Below are 17,914 nucleotides of genomic sequence, written 5' to 3' on the forward strand. Positions count from 1 at the left end.
GTACGGGGCATGGTGGCGTGGCGGATGGTGGGGGCGATGGTCATCGCCTGCGGGCTGGTGGGGTGTGGGAACTCGGTGGATGAGGGCGCACAGGACACGCTGGGAACCCAGGTGGCCGAGCTGTCCTCTCCAAACGGGCGCAACCTGAATGGACGCAATCTCAACGGGCGCAATCTCAACGGAGACGAGCTGGGGCAGATGCTGGTGGCGGTGCGCTTCGCGGGCGTCGAGCGCGCGGACCCGGGCGCTCCCTCACTGATGCGGACGTGGCTGGACGGCAGCGTGTTCCGCGCCGATGCGCAGGACGGCTCGGTGCTGTCCGGCGTGGACTTCGTGGGCGCGCGCTTCGTCGGTGAGCTGGGCAGTGGCGACACCGTCGCGCTGCGCGTGGACGACATCCAGCCGGGGAGCGACGACGTCTGGACCTACCGCGTCTCGTACTACTCGCTGGCGGACAACACGTGGAAGCCCGCGTGTCAGGCCGCGGATGGCTCCGCGCTCAACGCCATTCCGATGGTGGGGCGCTGGGACTACCGCGAGGGGGTCGCGGGCGGCGGCGCGAAAATCGAGGACACGCAGACCTTCACCTTCGCGTGCGAGGGCGCGGCCATCGCCAAGTGCGTGCGCTTCGGCTACCGCCCGTGGGCCACCACGACGACGGGACACAGCATGGCGCCGCTGCACCAGGCCTGCACCCGCATGGTGCGCGCGGACTTCTGTGGCAACGGCACCTCGTACACGGTGGATGGGAACTGGGTGAACCTGTACGACGCCTCGGGCGTGCAGCACGACTCCGAGAGCTGGGCCGTGGAGGCGGAGTGGGACGCCGAGGGCGCCCGCTGCCGTGCGCCGACGACTCGGGCGGGTGCGCGGGAAATCACGTGTGCCTCGCGCTCGTCGCTTCCGACGTGTGGCCAGCAGCAGAACTTCCTGCTCGGCACGCTGCTGATGAGCGAAGTCCCGCCGGCGGTGGCGCAAGGGCCGCTGTAGTCGAGCGCCTGGTGGGCCTGGCTGCCCATCCAGGGCGTGAGCGGGCGGCCTGCCTCTGTCTCCTGGGGCGAGGAGCAGAGGCGTGCGACTTCCGGCGGCAAGGGGCCGACACCACGTTTAGCCCGCCCGCCGGGGGCAGGGGAGGGACCGGCGGAGGACGGAGACGCGCGGTGAGACGAGCCCAACGGACGAGACGGATGGCGGCTGGCGGGACGTGGGGCCTGCTGCTGGCGGCGGCTTGCGTGGTGGCCGGGTGCAAGAAGGGCTCGGGAGAGCCGGCACCGCCCGCAGAGCCCGTGGTGAACCTGGGGCAGGAGAACGTGGCGCTCGCGGAGCCGAGCGAGCTGCGCTCCGGCCCTGGCATCTCCGGAACGCTCCAAGCCCGCACCGCGGCGGCGGTGCGCGCGCAGGTGGGCGGCACGGTCCTCGACATCAAGGCCCAGCAGGGGCAGGTGGTGAAGAAGGGGCAGGAGCTCGCGCGCATCGACGATGCGACGTTGAGGGACCAGCTCATCGCCACCCGCACGGCGGTTTCGACGGCGCGCAATGCCTTGCGGGTGGCCGAGGCCGAGCAGGAGCGCAGCGCGAAGCTGGCCAAGGCGGGGGTCATCACCCAGCGCGACTTCGAGCGGGCGCAGTTGTCGGTGGCGCAGGCGAAGGGGCAGCTCGCGGAGGCGCACTCGCGTCAGACGCTGGCGCGGGAGCAGCTCGGACGCACGCGGGTGGTGGCGCCCTTCGCGGGCGTGGTGAGCGAGCGGCAGGCGAGCGTGGGCGACGTCGTGCAACCGGGCTCCCCATTGTTCACGGTGGTGGACCCGCGCACGCTGCGCCTGGAGGCGTCGGTGCCAGCCGCGAACCTGGACCAGGTGAAGGTCCAGACGCCGGTGGAGTTCAAGGTCACCGGCTACGGAGACAACTCCTTCACCGGACAGGTGGAGCGCATCAACCCGGTGGTGGACCCGAACACGGGGCAGGTGCGCATCTACGTGGCGATTCCGAACACGGACCTCCAACTCCTCGCGGGGTTGTTCGCCGAGGGCCGCGTGGCCGCGAAGGCCGTGCGAGCGCTGTCCATCCCGCTGGGCGCGGTGGATGACACCGAGGGCAAGCCCGGGGTGATGCGCGTGCGAGACGAGCGGGTGGAGCGTGTGCCCATCACGCTGGGACTGCGAGACGACGTCGAGCAGCGCGTCGAGGTGCGCCAGGGACTCCAGCAGGGCGACGTGGTGCTCCTCGGCTCCGCGCGCGACGAAGTGACGGATGGCTCCCGTGTGAAGGTGGACGCGCCCCGTCCGGGAGAGCAGCCGACGCGCGACGAGGGGCCCGGAGTCGGCGGCGGAGGCTCCGCACCCTCCTCACGTCAGGGCCCCGAAGGCACCTCCGTGCCGGCACGTCCCGCACCTTCATCGAGCGAAGCCTCGGAGGGCGCGCCGCCGCCGGCGCCCTGAGTTCGCCCTCGTCCCTTCGACTCCTTCCGGGAGAGCCCTCGTGTTCATCTCCGACTTCGCCATCAAGCGTCCCATCGTGACCATCACCGCGATGGTGACGCTGGTCATCTTCGGCATCGTCGCCTTGTGGCAACTGGAGACCGATGAGTTCCCGGATGTCCAGGCTCCGGTCATCGCCGTCAGCATCGTCTACCCAGGCGCCGCACCGGACACCGTGGAGCGCGAAATCGTCGAGCCGATTGAAGACGCCATCTTCGCCATCAGCGGCGTGGACCCGAAGGAGACGACGGCCACCGCCACCGACGGCCTGGCCACCTTCACGGTGTTCTTCGAGTTCGAGAAGGACATCCAGGAGGCATCGCAGGACATCCGCGACGCCATCTCCAGCAAGCGCGCCGACCTGCCTCGGGAGATGGAGGAGCCCGTCCTCACGCGATTCGACCCGGCGGACGCGCCCATCGTCTCGTTGACGTTGACCTCGGAGCGGCTCGATGTCGCCGCGTTGTCCCGCGTGGCGGACCCGCTGGTCGTGGGTGAGCTCCGCTCGGTGCCCGGCGTCGCGCAGGCGGACGTCGTCGGTGGCGTGGAGCGGGAGATGACGGTGCAGCTCAAGCCGGAGGCGCTGCAGGCCGCGCGCATCTCCCTGGCGGAGGTCGTCACGGCCCTCCAGGCGCAGAACCTGGCCGCGCCGGTGGGACGCATCAACTCGAAGTTCGAGGAGGAATCCATCCGCCTCAAGGGGCGCCTGGAGAGCCCCGAGGCGTTTCGCGACATGGTGGTCACCACTCGCAACGGCCAGGTCATCCGGCTGGGGCAGGTGGCGGACGTCTTCGTGGGCTCCGAGGAGCCTCGCACGCTGGCCCTCTACGACGGTGCGCAGGCGGTGGGCATCGACGTGCTGAAGACGAAGGGCTACAGCACCACCGAGGTCGCGGACGCCGTGCGTGAGCGCGTGGCGGCGCTGCAGCAGAAGCTGCCTGCGGACGTGAGGCTGGCCATCGTCCGCGACGCGGGCGTGCGCGTGGAGAGCGCGGTGGAGAACGTGCAGTCGGCGCTGGTGGAAGGCGCGCTGCTCACCGTGCTGGTGGTGTTCATCTTCCTCAACTCGTGGCGCTCCACCGTCATCACCGGGCTCGCGTTGCCGGTGAGCGCGCTGGCGGCGTTCATCAGCGTCTGGGCCTTCGGCTTCACGCTCAACACGATGTCGTTGCTCGGCCTGACACTGGCCATCGGCATCCTCATCGACGATGCCATCGTGGTGCGCGAGAACATCGTGCGCCATATCGAGATGGGGAAGGACCACTACACGGCGTCGAAGGAAGGAACGTCGGAGATTGGCCTCGCGGTGTCGGCGACCACGTTCTCCATCGTCGCCGTCTTCGTGCCAGTGGCTTTCATGTACGGCGTTGCCGGCCAGTGGTTCAAGCCCTTCGCCCTCACCATCGCCTGCGCGGTGCTGGTGTCGCTGTTCGTATCCTTCTCGCTGGACCCGATGCTGAGCGCGTACTGGGCGGACCCGCAGGTGGAGAAGGGCGCGCGGCAGGGCTTCATCTCCCGCACCCTGTCCCGCTTCAACACGTGGTTCGACCGACAGGCGGACCGCTACAAGGGCGTCATCGCCTGGGCGTTGGACCACAGGCTCGCCATGGTGCTCGTCGCGGTAGGCTCGCTCGTGGGCGCCCTGGTGCTCCAGGGGACGGTGGGTGGCGCGGGCTTCGTGCCCGTGAGTGACCGCTCGGAGGTAGAGCTGCTGGTGGAGACGCCACCGGGCTCCAGCCTGGAGTACACGCGGCGCAAGGTGGAGGAGGTGACCCGCGTCGCCCGAGCCCACCCGGAGGTCGCCTATACGTACAGCACCATCGGCGTGCCGTTGCCGATGAGCGCGCCCGGCGTGGACCAGGCGCTGGTGTACGTGCGGCTCACGCCCAAGGCGGACCGCGACGTGAGCCAGGACGCGCTGGGCAGCAGGCTCCGCAAGGAGCTGGCGAGCGTGGGCGGCGCGAAGGTGTCTGTCTTCACGTCGGGCTTTGGCGGCGCGATGAAGCAGATTCAGCTCGAGGTGCGTGGGCCGGACCAGAAGAAGCTCACCGAGCTCGCGCAGCAGGTGCAGCGAGAGGTGGCGCAGGTGCCCGGCGCGGTGGATGTGGGGCTCTCCACGCGAGGCCAGAAGCCGGAGCTGGAGGTGGACCTGAACCGGGGGCTCGCGGGTCAGCTCGGGGTGACGGTGGGGCAGGTGGCCCAGGTGCTGCGGCCGGCCTTCGCGGGCCTGGACGTGGGGGACTGGGTGGACCCGATTGGAGAGACTCGCGACGTCATGGTGCGACTGGCGCCCGAGTCGCGCGACAACGCGGACGACCTGGCGCGGATTCCCCTGTTGACGGGCGCGGCGCCAGGAGGCGCGCCTCAACTCGTGCCGCTCGGACAGGTGGCGGATATCCGTCAGGCGCTCGGCCCCGCGCAAATCACGCACCTCAACCGCGAGCGCGTCATCAACGTGCAGGCGAACGTGCAGGACCGCTCGTTGACGGAGGTGATGCGAGACATCCAGAAGCGGGTGGACGCGGTGCAGCTCCCCGCGGGCTACACGCTGACGACAGGCGGCGAGTCCGCGGACCAGGAGGAGGTGTTCTCGCGGGTGTTCCTCGCGCTGGGCGTCGCGGTGCTGCTGATGTACCTCATCCTCGTCATCCAGTTCGGCTCGTTCCTGGACCCGCTGGCCATCCTCATCTCACTGCCGCTGTCCCTCATCGGCGTGGTGCTGGCGCTGCTCGTCACCGGAGACACGCTCAACATCATGAGCCTCATCGGCGTCATCCTGCTGATGGGCATCGTCGCGAAGAACGCCATCCTGCTCATCGACTTCGCGAAGTGGTCTCACGAGAAGGGCATGCCCTTGCGCGAGGCGCTCATCGAGGCGGGCCGCATCCGCTTGCGTCCCATCATCATGACGACCTTCGCGCTGGTGGCGGGCATGATTCCCGTGGCCATCGGCGCGGGTGAGGGCGGCGACTTCCGCGCACCGCTGGGCCGCGCGGTGATTGGCGGCACGATTACGTCCACGCTGCTGACGCTGCTGGTGATTCCGACGGTGTACGAAATCCTGGTGGATGGGCGGACGTGGATGGGCCGCAAGCTGCGCAAGGTCTTCCACCTCCGCGCGCCCGGAGGAGGCGAGCCCCGGCCCGCGCCCCAGTCCCGACAGAAGTGATACCCGGCCCGCGCGGAGTGTCCGTGTCGCCACGCGGAGTGTCTTCCTCGGACGGATGTTGAACGTCGGCCCGAGAAGCGGGTTGGCGTGTCGCTCGGAGGAACCTAGGGTCGTCGCCATCCGCCATGTCCCGAGCCTCGCTGCCTGAAGACCATCGTCGACTCGTCACCCACGCCCTGGCCGCACTCGATGTCCGCAACCTCGTCCTGAGCATCCACGACCCCAGCTTCCCCAGTCTTCCGCACGAGGACACGGGACGGGGCTCGCCCTGTTCGGAAGGTGCCGCCCGCTTTCTTGAGGCCGCGCACGCGCTGGGCTTCACGGGCATCCAACTGGGCCCCCAGGGGCAGACGTCGGAGTCGAATGCCTCGCCGTATGACGGCACGCTCTTCTCTCGCAACGTGCTCAATGTGGCGCTCGCGGCGCTGGAGGACGAGGCCTGGGGCGCGCTGCTCCCGAAGGGCCGCGTGGCAGCGCTCGTGGAAGGGCGCTCGCGTTCCTCCAGTCCCGGAGAGCGCTACCGGTGGGCCTTCCGCGCGCAGCTCGCGGTGCTCGATGAAGCGTGGACGTCGTTTCGGCTCCAACGCGCGAGTCCGGAGGCTTCGGCCGCCATGCGCGAGGTGTCATCGCGTTTCAACACCTTCCGACAGCGGCACCGCGCATGGCTGCTGCGCGACGCGCTCTTCGATGTGCTGTGCGCGGAGAAGGGCGTACTGGATTGGAGGCCGTGGGCCGACTCGCTGGATGGACGGCTGTGGAGTCCTCGTCCGGGGGCCGAAGGTGTCGCCGCCGCGCGAGTGCAGGCGCTGGAGACTCAATACGCGGAGGTGCTGGAGCGCTACGCCTTCTTCCAGTTCCTGGTGCATGCGCAGCATGAGGTCCTGCGCGCTCGCACGACAGGGTTGAAGCTGAAGCTCTACGGTGATTTGCAGATTGGCTTCTCACCGCGCGATGCATGGGCGTGGCAGGGCCTGTTCCTGCGCACGTACCAGATGGGGGCGCCGCCGAGTCGCACCAATCCCGAGGGCCAGCCGTGGAACTACCCGGTGTTGGACCCGGAGCAGTACTTCATGGAGGGCGGAGAGGGGCCATCGCTGGGCTTCCGGCCCGGCGCGGTGCTGCGCTTCATGGACGCGCGCATGGACAAGATGCTCGCGGAGTACGACGGGCTGCGGCTGGACCATCCCCATGGGCTGGTGTGTCCGTGGGTGTATCGCGTGGGGCAGTGGGACGCGCTGGGGGCGGTGCAGCACGGCGCGCGGCTGTTCTCCTCGCCGGACCTGGAGGACCACCCGGAGCTGGCGCGCTACGCGCTGGTGGCCCCCGAGCAACTGGACCGCTCGTTGCCCAGGTACGCGGATGGAGAGGTGAAGTCGCTCACGCCCGAGCAGGTGCAGCGCTTCAGCGTCCTCTTCGACACGGTGGTCGCGGCGGCGCGGCGCAACGGACGGGATTTGGGTGACTTGCTGGGCGAGGTGCTGAGCACGCTGCCGTATCCACTGGGGCGAGTCATGGCGCGCTATGGATTGGGGCGCTTCCGCGTCACGCAGAAGGCGGACCTGGGCAACCCGGCGGACGTGTATCGCAGCGAGAACGTGGCGCCCGAGGACTGGATGATGGTGGGCAACCACGACACGAAGTCGCTGTGGCGACTGGTGGGCGACTGGCAGTGGCGCGGAACGCTGCGGGCGCAGGCGGAATATCTGGCGACGAGGCTGTGTCCCGAGCCCGAGCGACGCGAGGACTTCGCGCGCGAACTGGCGACGGACCCGGGGAAGCTCGCGCAGGCGAAGCTGGCGGACCTGTTCGCCAGTCGCGCGCGCAATGTCATGGTGTTCTTCACGGACCTGCTGGGGATACCGGAGACGTACAACGAGCCCGGCACGGTGGATGAGCGCAACTGGTCGCTGCGCGCGCCCACGGACTGGATGCGCGAGTATCGCGAGCGGCTCCGAGGTGACGCCGCGATGAACCTCCCCGGCGTGCTGGCGATGGCGTTGCGAGCGGGTGGCGCGCCAGCGCGGGAGAAACATCGCGAGCTGCTCGAGGGGCTGGACAGGCTCGCGGAGTCACTGAAGGAAGACCCATAGCCTCCCTCTTCGCGCCTGCCTGGTTCCGCTCCCCGCGCCGGAATGGGCATCGCACGTGTGAAACAGGAGGACCGCGAAGCGAGGCGAGTCTCCGCTCTCGCTTCAGGTCCGCCACTCCATAGCCACCATGTTGCTCAGTGCTTCACGTCCACCACGAGGCGCGTGGGCTCGCGCAGCTCCAGGACGCGGAACGGCTGGACGCTCTTGTTCCCGAGCACCCACGTCACCTCGCCCTCGAAGTCACAGGTGCGCTCCAGCTCCAGGAGGACAGGCAGCGCGGGCTTCAGCTCGCGCGTGGCCACGGTGGGCTGCCCCTGGTCGGTGTGGGCCCGCGCGGGAGTGAAGGTCACCTGGAGCTGGCCCTTGCCCGCGAGCGCCGCCGGGTCTCCCGAGCCGCACTGCACCACCGGCTCCTTCGCGTACTCCACCTTGTAGCCAGGGAGCTGCGTTCCCTCGAACTCGAACACCACGCGGTCGTAGTCCGGATGTGCCCCCGCGCGCACCGAGCTCAGCGTGGCCCTCGGCGCATCCTGGCGCTTCATGTCCACCGCGCTCGAGGTCCACTCGCGGTTCTTCGGGTCCTCGGGCGTGTACCCACCACCGTTGGACGGTGACGGAGTCTGCGCTCCCGTGCCCGTGGGCGGCTTGGACGGCGCTCCCTCTTCATCACCCGGGGGCGTGTCCGTCGGAGCGGGAAGGTCCTCGTCCTGGGCGCCAGCGACGACAGGCACGCTCGGTCCCCCCGTCACCACATGCACGGGCGGCTTCGCGGCGGCCTCGCCCTCGCGAGGGAGCGTTCCGGGGGGTGGGCCTGAAGGCTGCGCGGGCGTGTCATCGGAAGGAGGCAGCTCGGCCGCGGGGTGGGGCGGCGCTTCCTCTTTCTTCGAGCATCCGGTGGCCACGAGGCACCCGGCGAGCCACAGCGACGACAGCCAGCGTCCGGCACGCTTCATCGTTCCTCCCCTGTCGGCCCACAGGGCCGTGAGGAACTCCCTCTCTCACGACGGCGCTCGCGGTGCCAGCCTCCCGCCGAGGACATGATGACGGGAAGACGACAGACCCTCCGCCCGAGCACGGCGAAGGGCCCGCGTCACCCGAGGGACTTCAGTCGGCCGAACCCGTCGCGCGCGTCAGGGCACCCAGGTCCGCGTCACGCAGGAGGTTGACCAGCACGCCGTCAATCTTCCGCGTGCCGTTCTCCACCACGGTGGGCTTCAGGAAGAAAAGGTTGTTCCAGTTGAAGTCATACAGGGCCTGCTCGGCGGCATCGGACCAGCTCCCATCCATGCGCCCGTGGTAGTAGCCGAGCTTGCGCAGCACGCGCTTCACGTCGCGCGCCGTATCGCCATCCAGCGTCACCCGGTCCGCGGCATACACATCCGCGAGCGTGCCCTGGTAGCGGTTCAGCTCCACGCCCAGCTCCTGCAACGCCCCGGTGCTGCCGTGGACCACCGCCTCCGCGAGCACATGCGTATAGAAGGCCGTCTCGCTCGTGGTGTTCCAGACGCGGATGACGCCCGAGCGCTCGCCATTGCGGTCCCCGCCCACGCGCGCCCCGGCCTTGAGGGACGCATACAGCCGCTGCGGCAGGCTGCCCCGCGCTCGACGGAAGCCGTCCGCCATGGCTCGACACATGTCGGGCGTCGTCATGTTGTTGGCCTGCACCACGAAGGTGTCTCCCAGGACGGAGCAGGTGTGCGCGCTGTTCTCCGCGCCCGAGCGCTGGCCCACCGTCACATGCCCATCCGGGTGGAGCTTCACCGCGGCGAGCTGACGGATGGGGGCATAGGGGTCCGAGGCGAGCACTCCATCGATGGCGCTCTGGGGTGCCTCGCCCGCGTCGATGCGCGCGATGACCGCCTGCGCGTCATCCACCGAGGGCAACGCCATGGTGGCCACCGCCACGTCCGCACGCCCATACGGCACCAGCCCACTCACGCCGCTGGGGAAGGAGATGACGGCCATTCCGCACGACTGCTCCACCGCGTCGCACGCCACCACGGCGCGCGTGCCGAAGATGCTCGGGTTGAAGGGACGGTCCGCGGCGGAGGCCTGGGTGGAGCCCAGCAACAGGGATGCGGCGAGCAGCAGGCCACGCTTGAACGGCTTCATGCACGTACCTCGGGACGCAGGGCTCCGCCGGGGCCGAGCAAGCGTCGCTCGACACAGGGCAGGCCTCGCATGTCTGGGAATGGAGGGTGTGGGTTGCTGGCTCCAGGAACGCGACGCGCCTTCGAGACATATCGGGAAGGCTCGGAGGTCCTTGCGCGCCGTCAAGCACCGGATTCAGGGTGAGGACCGACGGCCCGAGGAGGGCAGGCCGGCCTGGCTGCCCCGCGCATCCCGCTTCCGGGAAAATTGTAGCCGTGGCACTCCCCCAGAAGTTTCAGACGCGCCCCACAAGGGCCCGGGTGGCGGGTATGGTCCGCGCCCGGCCGCAGCCCGCGTCCTCCCCCTCACGCGCACGAACCGGAGACAGATTCCCCATGGCTCTCGACCTCACCTCCCTCCCACGTCCCTCGCGGGACGACGCCTCCATTGGCACGATGGCGCGAGGCCTCGTTGGCAGCGAGATTCTCCGCATCGCCGCGGAAGTCCGTGAGCTCGTCGCCAAGGGGCGCAAGGTGTGCAACCTCACCGTGGGCGACTTCAGCCCGCGCGAGTTCCCCATCCCCGACGGCCTGCGCCAGGGCATCGCCACCGCGCTCCAGGCGGGCGAGACGAACTATCCGCCCTCCGACGGCGTGCTCGACCTACGCCAGGCGGTGCAGCGCTTCTACGAGCGCGCCCTGGGCCTGAAGTATCCGCTGGAGGGAATCGTCATCGCGGGCGGCGCCCGGCCCATCATCTACGGCACCTACCGCGCGGTGCTCGATGACGGCGAGACGGTCGTCTACCCGGTGCCGTCGTGGAACAACAACCACTACGTCCACATGATGAACGCCAAGGGCGTCGTCGTGACGACGGACCCGTCGCACGGCTTCATGCCCACGCTGGAGCAGCTCACGCCGCACCTGGGCACCGCGCGCCTGTTGTGCCTGTGCAGCCCGCTCAACCCCACGGGCACCATGATTTCGTCCGACGTGCTGGGCGCCATCTGCGAGCGCGTCGTCGCGGAGAACCGCGAGCGGGAGAAGCAGGGCCGCAAGCCGCTCATCCTGATGTACGACCAGATTTACTGGGTGCTGAGCTTCGGCGCGGTGAAGCACGTGACGCCGGTGGAGCTGGTGCCGGAAGTGGCGCCGTACACCGTGTTCGTGGACGGCATCTCCAAGGCCTTCGCCGCGACGGGCGTGCGCGTGGGTTGGGGCGTGGGTCCGCCGGCCATCATCGCTCGCATGCGGGACGTGCTCGGCCACGTCGGCGCGTGGGCGCCCAAGGCGGAGCAGGTCGCGGTGGCGCGCTACCTGGACGACGTGCCCGCCACCGAGTCCTTCCTGACGGAGATGCGCCAGCGCGTGGACGCGCGCCTGGAGGTGCTGCACACGGGCCTGACGCGCATGCGCGAGGCGGGGCTGCCGGTGCGACACATCGCGCCGCAGGGCGCCATCTACCTGTCCGTCCAGTTCGACCTGGTGGGCAAGGGCGGCCTGAAGACGAATGACGACATCCGCAAGCTGCTCCTGGAGAAGGCCAGCCTCGCGGTGGTGCCCTTCCAGGCGTTCGGTCTGAGCGAGGACACCGGCTGGTTCCGCCTGTCCGTGGGCGCGACGTCGGTGGCGGAAATCCAGGAGGCCCTGCCCCGCGTGGAAGCCACCCTGCGCGAGGCGCTCGCCTCGAAGTAGCCCGCGTCGGTGCCGGGCCCCGCGTGACGTCCCACTGGACGGGCGCGGGGCTCGGGAATACACGGAAAGGGCTGGAGTTCAGCCGGGTACTTCGTGCCAATGCTCAAGCGATTCGTGGATGTACGTGACGAGGAAGTTCGCGCGGTCCTCGGGTCCTTCGTCTACTTCTTCACGCTGATGTGCGGTTACGCCATCCTGCGTCCCATCCGCAACGAGATGGGGACGGCGGGCAGCGTGAAGGGCCTGCCGTGGCTCTTCACCGCGACGTTCATCGTCATGCTGCTGGCGGTGCCGGCCTTCTCCGCGCTGGTGGCGCGCTGGCCCCGGCGGGTGGTGCTGCCGCGCGTCTACCGCTTCTTCCTGGTCAGCCTGCTCGCCTTCTTCGTGCTGCTGAAGTTCGGGGTGGCGAAGGAGCCGGTGGCGCGGGTCTTCTACATCTGGCTGAGCGTCTACAACCTGTTCGTGGTCTCCATCTTCTGGAGCTTCATGGCGGACGTCTTCGCCGGCGAGCAGGGCAAGCGGCTGTTCGGCTTCATCGCCGCGGGTGGGACGACGGGCATGTTGGTGGGGCCGTTCCTGGTGGGACGCCTGGCGGAGCCGGTGGGGCCGGTGAACCTCATCCTCGTGTCCGCGGTGCTGCTGGAGGTGAGCGCGCAGTGCGTTCGCTGGCTGAGCCGCTGGGCTCGGGACGTACAGCATCAGCCCGCGTCGGCGGAGGGGCCCGTGGGCGGCGGCGTGCTGGCGGGGCTGCGGCTCCTGGTGGCGTCGCCCATCCTGCTCGCGCTCGGGCTCCAGGTGCTGCTCTACGCGGCCACGTCCACCTTCCTGTACTTCCAGGAGGTGAAGCTGGTGGCGGAGGTGGGCAAGGACGCGGCCTCGCGCACCGCGCTGTTCGGCGACATCGACTTCTACGTGCAGTTGCTGACGCTGGCGATCCAGACGCTCGTCACGGGGCGGGTCATCTCCCGGCTGGGATTGGGCGCGGCGCTGGCGGTGGCCCCGGTGCTCACGGGGCTGGGCTTCCTGGGGCTGGCGGTGATGCCGGTGCTCGGGGTGCTGGTGGTGTTCAAGGCGCTGCGAGGGGCCAGCCACTACGCGCTGGAGCGGCCCTCGCGCGAAATCCTCTTCACCACGGTGGACCGCGAGGCGCGCTACAAGTCCAAGAGCTTCATCGACACGGTGGTGTACCGGGGCAGCGACACGGTGAGCGCGTGGTTGCAGGGGGGCCTCACGGCGCTGGGCCTGGGCATGACGGGGTTGTCATTGGCGGCGGTGCCGCTGGCGGGGCTGTGGCTCGGCGTGTCGCTGTACCTGGGGCGGGAGCAGCGGCGGATGTCCCGTGAGCCCGAGGGTGCGCTCGAGCCCGTGGCCTCCGATAATGCCGCGGCTCGTTGAAGTGGAGTCCGGAGTCTTCCTCGAAGTGTTTCCTCGTCGCCGCGGGTGGGGGGCGGGGGTTGAAACGAACGTCGCAGCAGGAGACGACACGACATGAAGCTGTCTCGCAGAGACCTGATTCAAGGCGCGGTGACGGTGGGCTCCCTCTGGGCCATGGGCTGTGCCACCTCGGGGTCTTCGGGGGGTGCGTCCGAGACGCCGGGTCCCCAGGGCCAGGGGGCCGGGGCCGCGAAGGCGGACAAGCCGTTGAACATCCTCATCCTCGGCGGCACGAAGTTCCTGGGGCCGGCGCTGGTGGAGTCCGCGCAGGCGCGGGGCCACACGGTGACGCTGTTCAACCGGGGCAAGACGAACCCGGGCCTCTTTCCGAACGTGGAGAAGCTCCAGGGGGACAGAGACCCGACGAAGGCGGAGGGCCTCAAGGCGCTGGAGGGCCGCAAGTGGGACGCGGTGGTGGACACGTCGGGTTACGTGCCGCGCATCGTGAAGGCCTCGGCGGAGCTGCTCGCGCCCAACGTGGGGCACTACACCTTCGTGTCCACCATCTCCGTCTACAAGGACGCGTCGAAGCCGGGTCTGACGGAGACGGCGCCTGTCGCCACGGTGACGGACGTGACGACGGAGGATGTGGACAAGCACTACGGCGCGCTGAAGGCGCTGTGTGAGAAGGCCGCGGAGACGGCGATGCCCGGCCGCGTGTTCAACGTGCGCCCGGGGCTCATCGTCGGCCCGGATGACCCGACGGACCGCTTCACGTACTGGCCGGTGCGCGTGGCCCGGGGCGGCGAGGTGCTCGCGCCCGGCACGGGGCTGAACCAGACGCAGTTCATCGACGCGCGCGATCTGGCCGCGTTCATCATCCTGGGCGTGGAGAAGAAGCTGGCGGGGCAGTACACGGCGACGGGGCCCGAGAAGCCGCTGTTGATGCGCGACTTCCTGGAGCGCAGCAAGAAGGCGCTGAAGAGCGACGCGCACTTCATCTGGGCGCACGCCTCCTTCCTGGAGAAGCACAAGGTGGAGTCCTTCAGTGACATGCCGGTCTGGGTGTCGCCCACGGGGGAGGACGCGGGCTTGTTGCAGGTGAACATCGACAAGGCGCTGGCGGCGGGGCTCACCTTCCGCCCGCTGGAGGAGACGGTCCGCGACACGGTGGCCTGGTTCAACGCGGAGCCGCCCGAGCGGCAGGCGAAGCTGAAGTCGGGCATCAAGCCGGAGCGGGAGAAGGAAGTGCTCGCCGCGTGGCACCAGGAGCACGACAAGGGCAACGCCAACGCGGGTTGAGGCGTACTCAGGCGCGGATGACGGTGACGCGCCGACCCGAGGGCGTCCGGGCCTGTTCGGCCCGGGTGCGCTCGGCGATGGAGGGCTGGTTCGAGCGACGGTCGAAGAGCATCAGCCAGCCTTCATCCAACCCCAGGCCCTGGAGATAGCCGTCGAGCTGTTCCAGGCCCTCGGTCAGCGGGTCTGACTCGCGGTCCCTCCAGACCTTGATTTCGATGGCGAGGGTGTCCGGCCCATGGCGCACGCACAGGTCCATGCGCCCGCGACCGATGGCGTACTCCCGCTCAATCGTGCCGCCCCCATTCACCACTCGGTGCAGGAAGGCCATGAGCACCAGATGCGGCGCGACCTCGTGATACGGCGCGGTGGCCAGGAGCGGCTCGCCATGCTGGCGCCAGAAGGCGAGGAAGGCGTCTCGCAATTGCTCCACGTCCAGCCGCCCGTCGGGCTTCAACCAGGAGGGCTGGATGGAGGGGAGCGTGTCGCGCGTGCCTGACGCCAGCGAGCGGACGAGAATCTCGCGGTAGATGGGATTGGCCACCTCGAGCGTTCCGGATGCGCTGCGGCGCAGCAGACCCAGGTCGACGGCGAAGCGGCGGTCATCCTCGGGGACGTCACCCAGGAGCTGTCCCGCGAGCATCGGTTCAAGGATGGCGCGGATGCGAGGCTCGCGCAGCCGCGCCGCGAGGCTGTCCAGGTGGGTCTCCTGGCGGTAGATGAGGATGGCCCTGGCGCGCTCGATATCCTCGCGGCGGATGGGCTGGGACAGCTCGGGCACCAGTTCCTCGACAGCCACCTTGGCCAGGGCGTTGACGAGCCACGGCTGGCCCTGGGTGAGCTCGAAGGCGAGCGCGAGGGCGTCGGGTTCGAAGCGCTGACCTGTGTCCGTGGTGTGCTGGGAGTAGAGCTCCGTGACTTCGTCCTCGGTGAAGTCGCGCAGGGTGAGCGAGCGCACCTTGATGTTGAACGGGCTGGAGGTCGCCAGCCTGTCTCCATCGTCGGAGGACACCTTGTAGTCGCGCACGTCCCGCAGCCCGATGAGGGCCATGGCGGAGGGAAAGTGCTCGGGACGGTTTCGGTGGCCGTCGCGGAGCTGCCGGAGCACGGAGACCAGCACGCCATCGCGGAGTGCGTCGACCTCATCCAGGAACGTGACGAGGGGCTTGTCGGTGGCCTCGGACCAGGCCGCGAGCGCGGTGGCGACCCGATTGCCTGGCGGTGCTTCCGGAAACTCTGGAGGCTGTGAATTGGGAGGCAGTTGGGCGCGCGTGGCGAGTCGCCAGCTCGAGAGGATGGCGGCCTCTGCCGCGCCGGTGTCCTGGGGGAAACCCGCCCCCGCCTCCATGCTGACGAGGGCCGCCACATAGCGGCCCTCCGACGTGAGCTCGCGGGCGAACGAGAGGAGCGCCGTTGTCTTGCCCACTTGCCGAGGCGCGTGGACGACGAAGTAGCCCTGCTGCTCGACGAGCCGCCGCACTTCGGGCAGCCGCCGCATGGCTGGCAGCATGTAATGATGGTCCGGATTGCACGGACCGGCGGTGTTGAACCAGCGGGGCATGTCCGGAAGGTACTACGCCTCCTTCGCCTGGGTAGGCATGGACTTGGAGGGGCTTCGATGACGTCCATGTCGTTCAGAAGGCACAGCGCCGTCGTTCTGCTCGCCGTGTCGCTCGCGGCCTGTGGTGGCAAGGAGGTCCGTCCGGAGGGCGACCCCGACGCGGGCCCCGGCCAGGCGCATCCCTGCGTGCCCCTGAGCCTGGAGCGCGATGTGGACCTGGAGGGCTTCCACACCGACCGCTACACGTGGCGCGACAGTGACTGCGCGCCACGCTCGGCGTTCCTCGTGCGCAACGACGCCGCGGACCCCGCCGGCTGGCACGGTGGCTATCTCCGCCGCTACGTCTACGAGACGAACGGCGTCTCGCGCACCTGCGACGGCGCCAACGACGGTGTCCCCGGCTGGGGCATGGTGACGTGTCACCTGCGCGCCGGGGCCACCTGGGGCAACTGGACGGAAGGCGTCACCGGCACCGGCCGCACCCTCTTCGAGGGACGCCACCACGCGCTGCACGAGTTCCGCTGGCCCCTGCCGCTCGGCGGCCACATCGTCAACGTCACCGTCCACTACCTCTTCGCCACCGGCAGGAACCATCCGCTCTACGCCATCACCCACGACGTCTCGGGCATTCCGCCGGACGCACTGGAGGCGGACGTGCGCTCGCCCTATGGCGACCTGCTCTTCGACGGCAACGCGAACGCCGAAATCGCGGGGCTCGGCTGGGGAGACCGTCATCGCTTCGTGACGCTGTCCTCCCCCGTGACGATGGCCAGCGGCTGGGACTACCGCGAGCCCAACGTCGTCCCCTACACCCGCATGTGGACCACCGCGCCCGACGCGGAGATGGGCGTGGTGCAGACACAGCCCTGGCTGCGGAAGCCCGCCGGTGGCTACTGGTTCTACCAACAGGGCTGGGGACAGCGCGCCGCCAATGGCCCCATGCCCGAGGACTGGAACTGGACCTACCAGCTCAACCAGTACCAGCTCCCCACGACGACGCGCTCGCATCGCCTGGCCTGGGGCAGCAACTACGGCGCGCTCGGCTGGCGCCAGTACGCGCGCTACGGCGATGACGGCATGCTCTCCGGCCACCCCTACCAGAGCTACTCCGTCTTCATGGTGCTGGGGACGCACTCGGAGGACCCGGTGCTGAAGCGCGCCTCGGAGGTCGAGTCCTGGCAGGCCGTGCGCCTGTCCGCCACCGAGGGCACCGTGGCCACGCAAGGGGCCGGCGGCGTCGGCCGCTCGGACTCCGTGCCCTTCGCCGTGCCCGGCTACAACCCCGTGTATGCGACGTGGGAAGCGCGCGTGACATGCAACCGCGCGGTGTTGCGCTTCGACTCTGGCCGCGGCTCCCTGGAGCACCCGGTGCTGGTGCTGCGCGGCTACACCCTGTCCACGCCGCCGTCACGCGTGCTGCTGGACGAGCAGGTGCTCGCCGCCGACGCGGACTACTTCGCCTCCGTGGACGACGCGGGCGACGCGCTGTGGCTCACCCTGAACCGCGCCCTCACCGGCACCGCGACGCTGCGCGTGGAGTGAAGCGGCGGAGCGCAAAGCCGTGGCGACCCGTGAAAAAGCAACGGGGGATGCCCCGATGAACTCGGAGCACCCCCCGGTATGACCCTTGCTCAGGTTCGCTCTCCCCCTCTGAAGAGCGTCACCCCCGGGTCCCCCATCCACGGATGGCACCGCCCCCGCGGCACCATCTTCCTACCCGCCCTGCATGTGTCAGGAGGGCCTTGGACCCCTCCCGCGAAGCTGTGATTTCACGAACGTGCGCGCCCCCCGGTGCGCATGCCGAACCGCTCTGCTTTCAGGATGTCGCGGTGCCCCAAGCACCCACACCCCGTTGAATCGTGCTCAAGGCCAGAACTCGGCGGGACGCGAGCTCGCTCGCAATCGCGCCAGGGTCTGCGCCCAGCCAAACGTCTGCGGGCGCATGGACGCCACCCGCGTTACAAGGTCCATCTCCCCCCGGAGCAGTCCCAGTGCTCTGGACTTCGTCAGCACCGCGAGCTGTCTGCGCTTCGCCCCCGCGAAGGCGGTCAGCTCGGGTACCGCGATGTCCCCCTCTGGTGCTTCCAACGCGCTCGCGCGCTCCCCTCTGCTGATGCGAGTCCCCGCCTTCCGGGCCGTGACTCCCCTTCCCCTCCCCC

General features: G+C 69.4%; 12 protein-coding genes. 8 read left to right on the top strand and 4 right to left on the bottom strand.

Annotation, left to right across the window (positions count from 1 at the left end):
* The 4 genes from HUW62_RS36165 to HUW62_RS36180 form a co-directional block, all read left to right on the top strand.
* Positions 1-990 (top strand): ADYC domain-containing protein (locus tag HUW62_RS36165; protein ID WP_255203849.1); only part of this gene is annotated, 990 nt, incomplete at its 5' end.
* 197 nt (positions 991-1,187) lie between these two features.
* On the top strand, positions 1,188-2,438 hold the full coding sequence (locus HUW62_RS36170; protein WP_176437024.1) for an efflux RND transporter periplasmic adaptor subunit: 1,251 nt from the start codon (positions 1,188-1,190) through the stop codon (positions 2,436-2,438).
* Positions 2,439-2,478: 40 nt separating this feature from the next.
* Positions 2,479-5,646: an efflux RND transporter permease subunit gene (locus tag HUW62_RS36175; RefSeq protein WP_176437025.1), complete on the top strand. Its 3,168-nt coding sequence runs from the start codon at positions 2,479-2,481 to the stop codon at positions 5,644-5,646.
* 125 nt (positions 5,647-5,771) lie between these two features.
* A complete protein-coding gene (locus HUW62_RS36180; RefSeq protein WP_163863625.1) occupies positions 5,772-7,736 on the top strand; it encodes a 4-alpha-glucanotransferase in 1,965 nt (654 codons plus the stop codon).
* A 134-nt stretch (positions 7,737-7,870) separates the two neighbouring features.
* Here the strand turns inward: HUW62_RS36180 and HUW62_RS36185 are convergent, their stop codons facing one another.
* Complete coding sequence (locus tag HUW62_RS36185; RefSeq protein ID WP_163863622.1) at positions 7,871-8,689, bottom strand: hypothetical protein; 819 nt, start codon at positions 8,687-8,689, stop codon at positions 7,871-7,873.
* A 151-nt stretch (positions 8,690-8,840) separates the two neighbouring features.
* Positions 8,841-9,848: a DUF1028 domain-containing protein gene (locus HUW62_RS36190; protein WP_176437026.1), complete on the bottom strand. Its 1,008-nt coding sequence runs from the start codon at positions 9,846-9,848 to the stop codon at positions 8,841-8,843.
* Positions 9,849-10,222: 374 nt separating this feature from the next.
* Between HUW62_RS36190 and HUW62_RS36195 the strand changes: the two genes are divergently transcribed.
* From HUW62_RS36195 to HUW62_RS36205, 3 genes are all read left to right on the top strand, one after another.
* Positions 10,223-11,521, top strand: coding sequence for a pyridoxal phosphate-dependent aminotransferase (locus HUW62_RS36195; RefSeq protein WP_163863618.1), 1,299 nt, complete (start codon positions 10,223-10,225; stop codon positions 11,519-11,521).
* A gap of 99 nt (positions 11,522-11,620) precedes the next feature.
* Positions 11,621-12,916 carry an NTP/NDP exchange transporter gene (locus HUW62_RS36200; RefSeq protein ID WP_163863617.1) on the top strand — a complete coding sequence of 432 codons (1,296 nt, stop codon included), beginning with the start codon at positions 11,621-11,623 and terminating at the stop codon, positions 12,914-12,916.
* A gap of 93 nt (positions 12,917-13,009) precedes the next feature.
* On the top strand, positions 13,010-14,197 hold the full coding sequence (locus tag HUW62_RS36205) for an NAD-dependent epimerase/dehydratase family protein (protein WP_176437027.1): 1,188 nt from the start codon (positions 13,010-13,012) through the stop codon (positions 14,195-14,197).
* Positions 14,198-14,204: 7 nt separating this feature from the next.
* On the opposite strand, the gene HUW62_RS36210 is transcribed toward HUW62_RS36205, so the two are convergent.
* On the bottom strand, positions 14,205-15,755 hold the full coding sequence (locus HUW62_RS36210) for an ATP-binding protein (RefSeq protein ID WP_176437028.1): 1,551 nt from the start codon (positions 15,753-15,755) through the stop codon (positions 14,205-14,207).
* Between the two features lie 66 nt (positions 15,756-15,821).
* Here HUW62_RS36210 and HUW62_RS36215 point away from each other — a divergent pair, with 66 nt between their 5' ends.
* A complete protein-coding gene (locus HUW62_RS36215) occupies positions 15,822-17,297 on the top strand; it encodes a hypothetical protein (protein WP_255203850.1) in 1,476 nt (491 codons plus the stop codon).
* Between the two features lie 321 nt (positions 17,298-17,618).
* Here the strand turns inward: HUW62_RS36215 and HUW62_RS36220 are convergent.
* The coding region (locus HUW62_RS36220) for a hypothetical protein (RefSeq protein WP_176437030.1) at positions 17,619-17,914 on the bottom strand (296 nt) is incomplete at its 5' end.

Source organism: Myxococcus sp. AM011 (genome assembly GCF_013372595.1).
GTDB lineage: Bacteria > Myxococcota > Myxococcia > Myxococcales > Myxococcaceae > Myxococcus > Myxococcus eversor.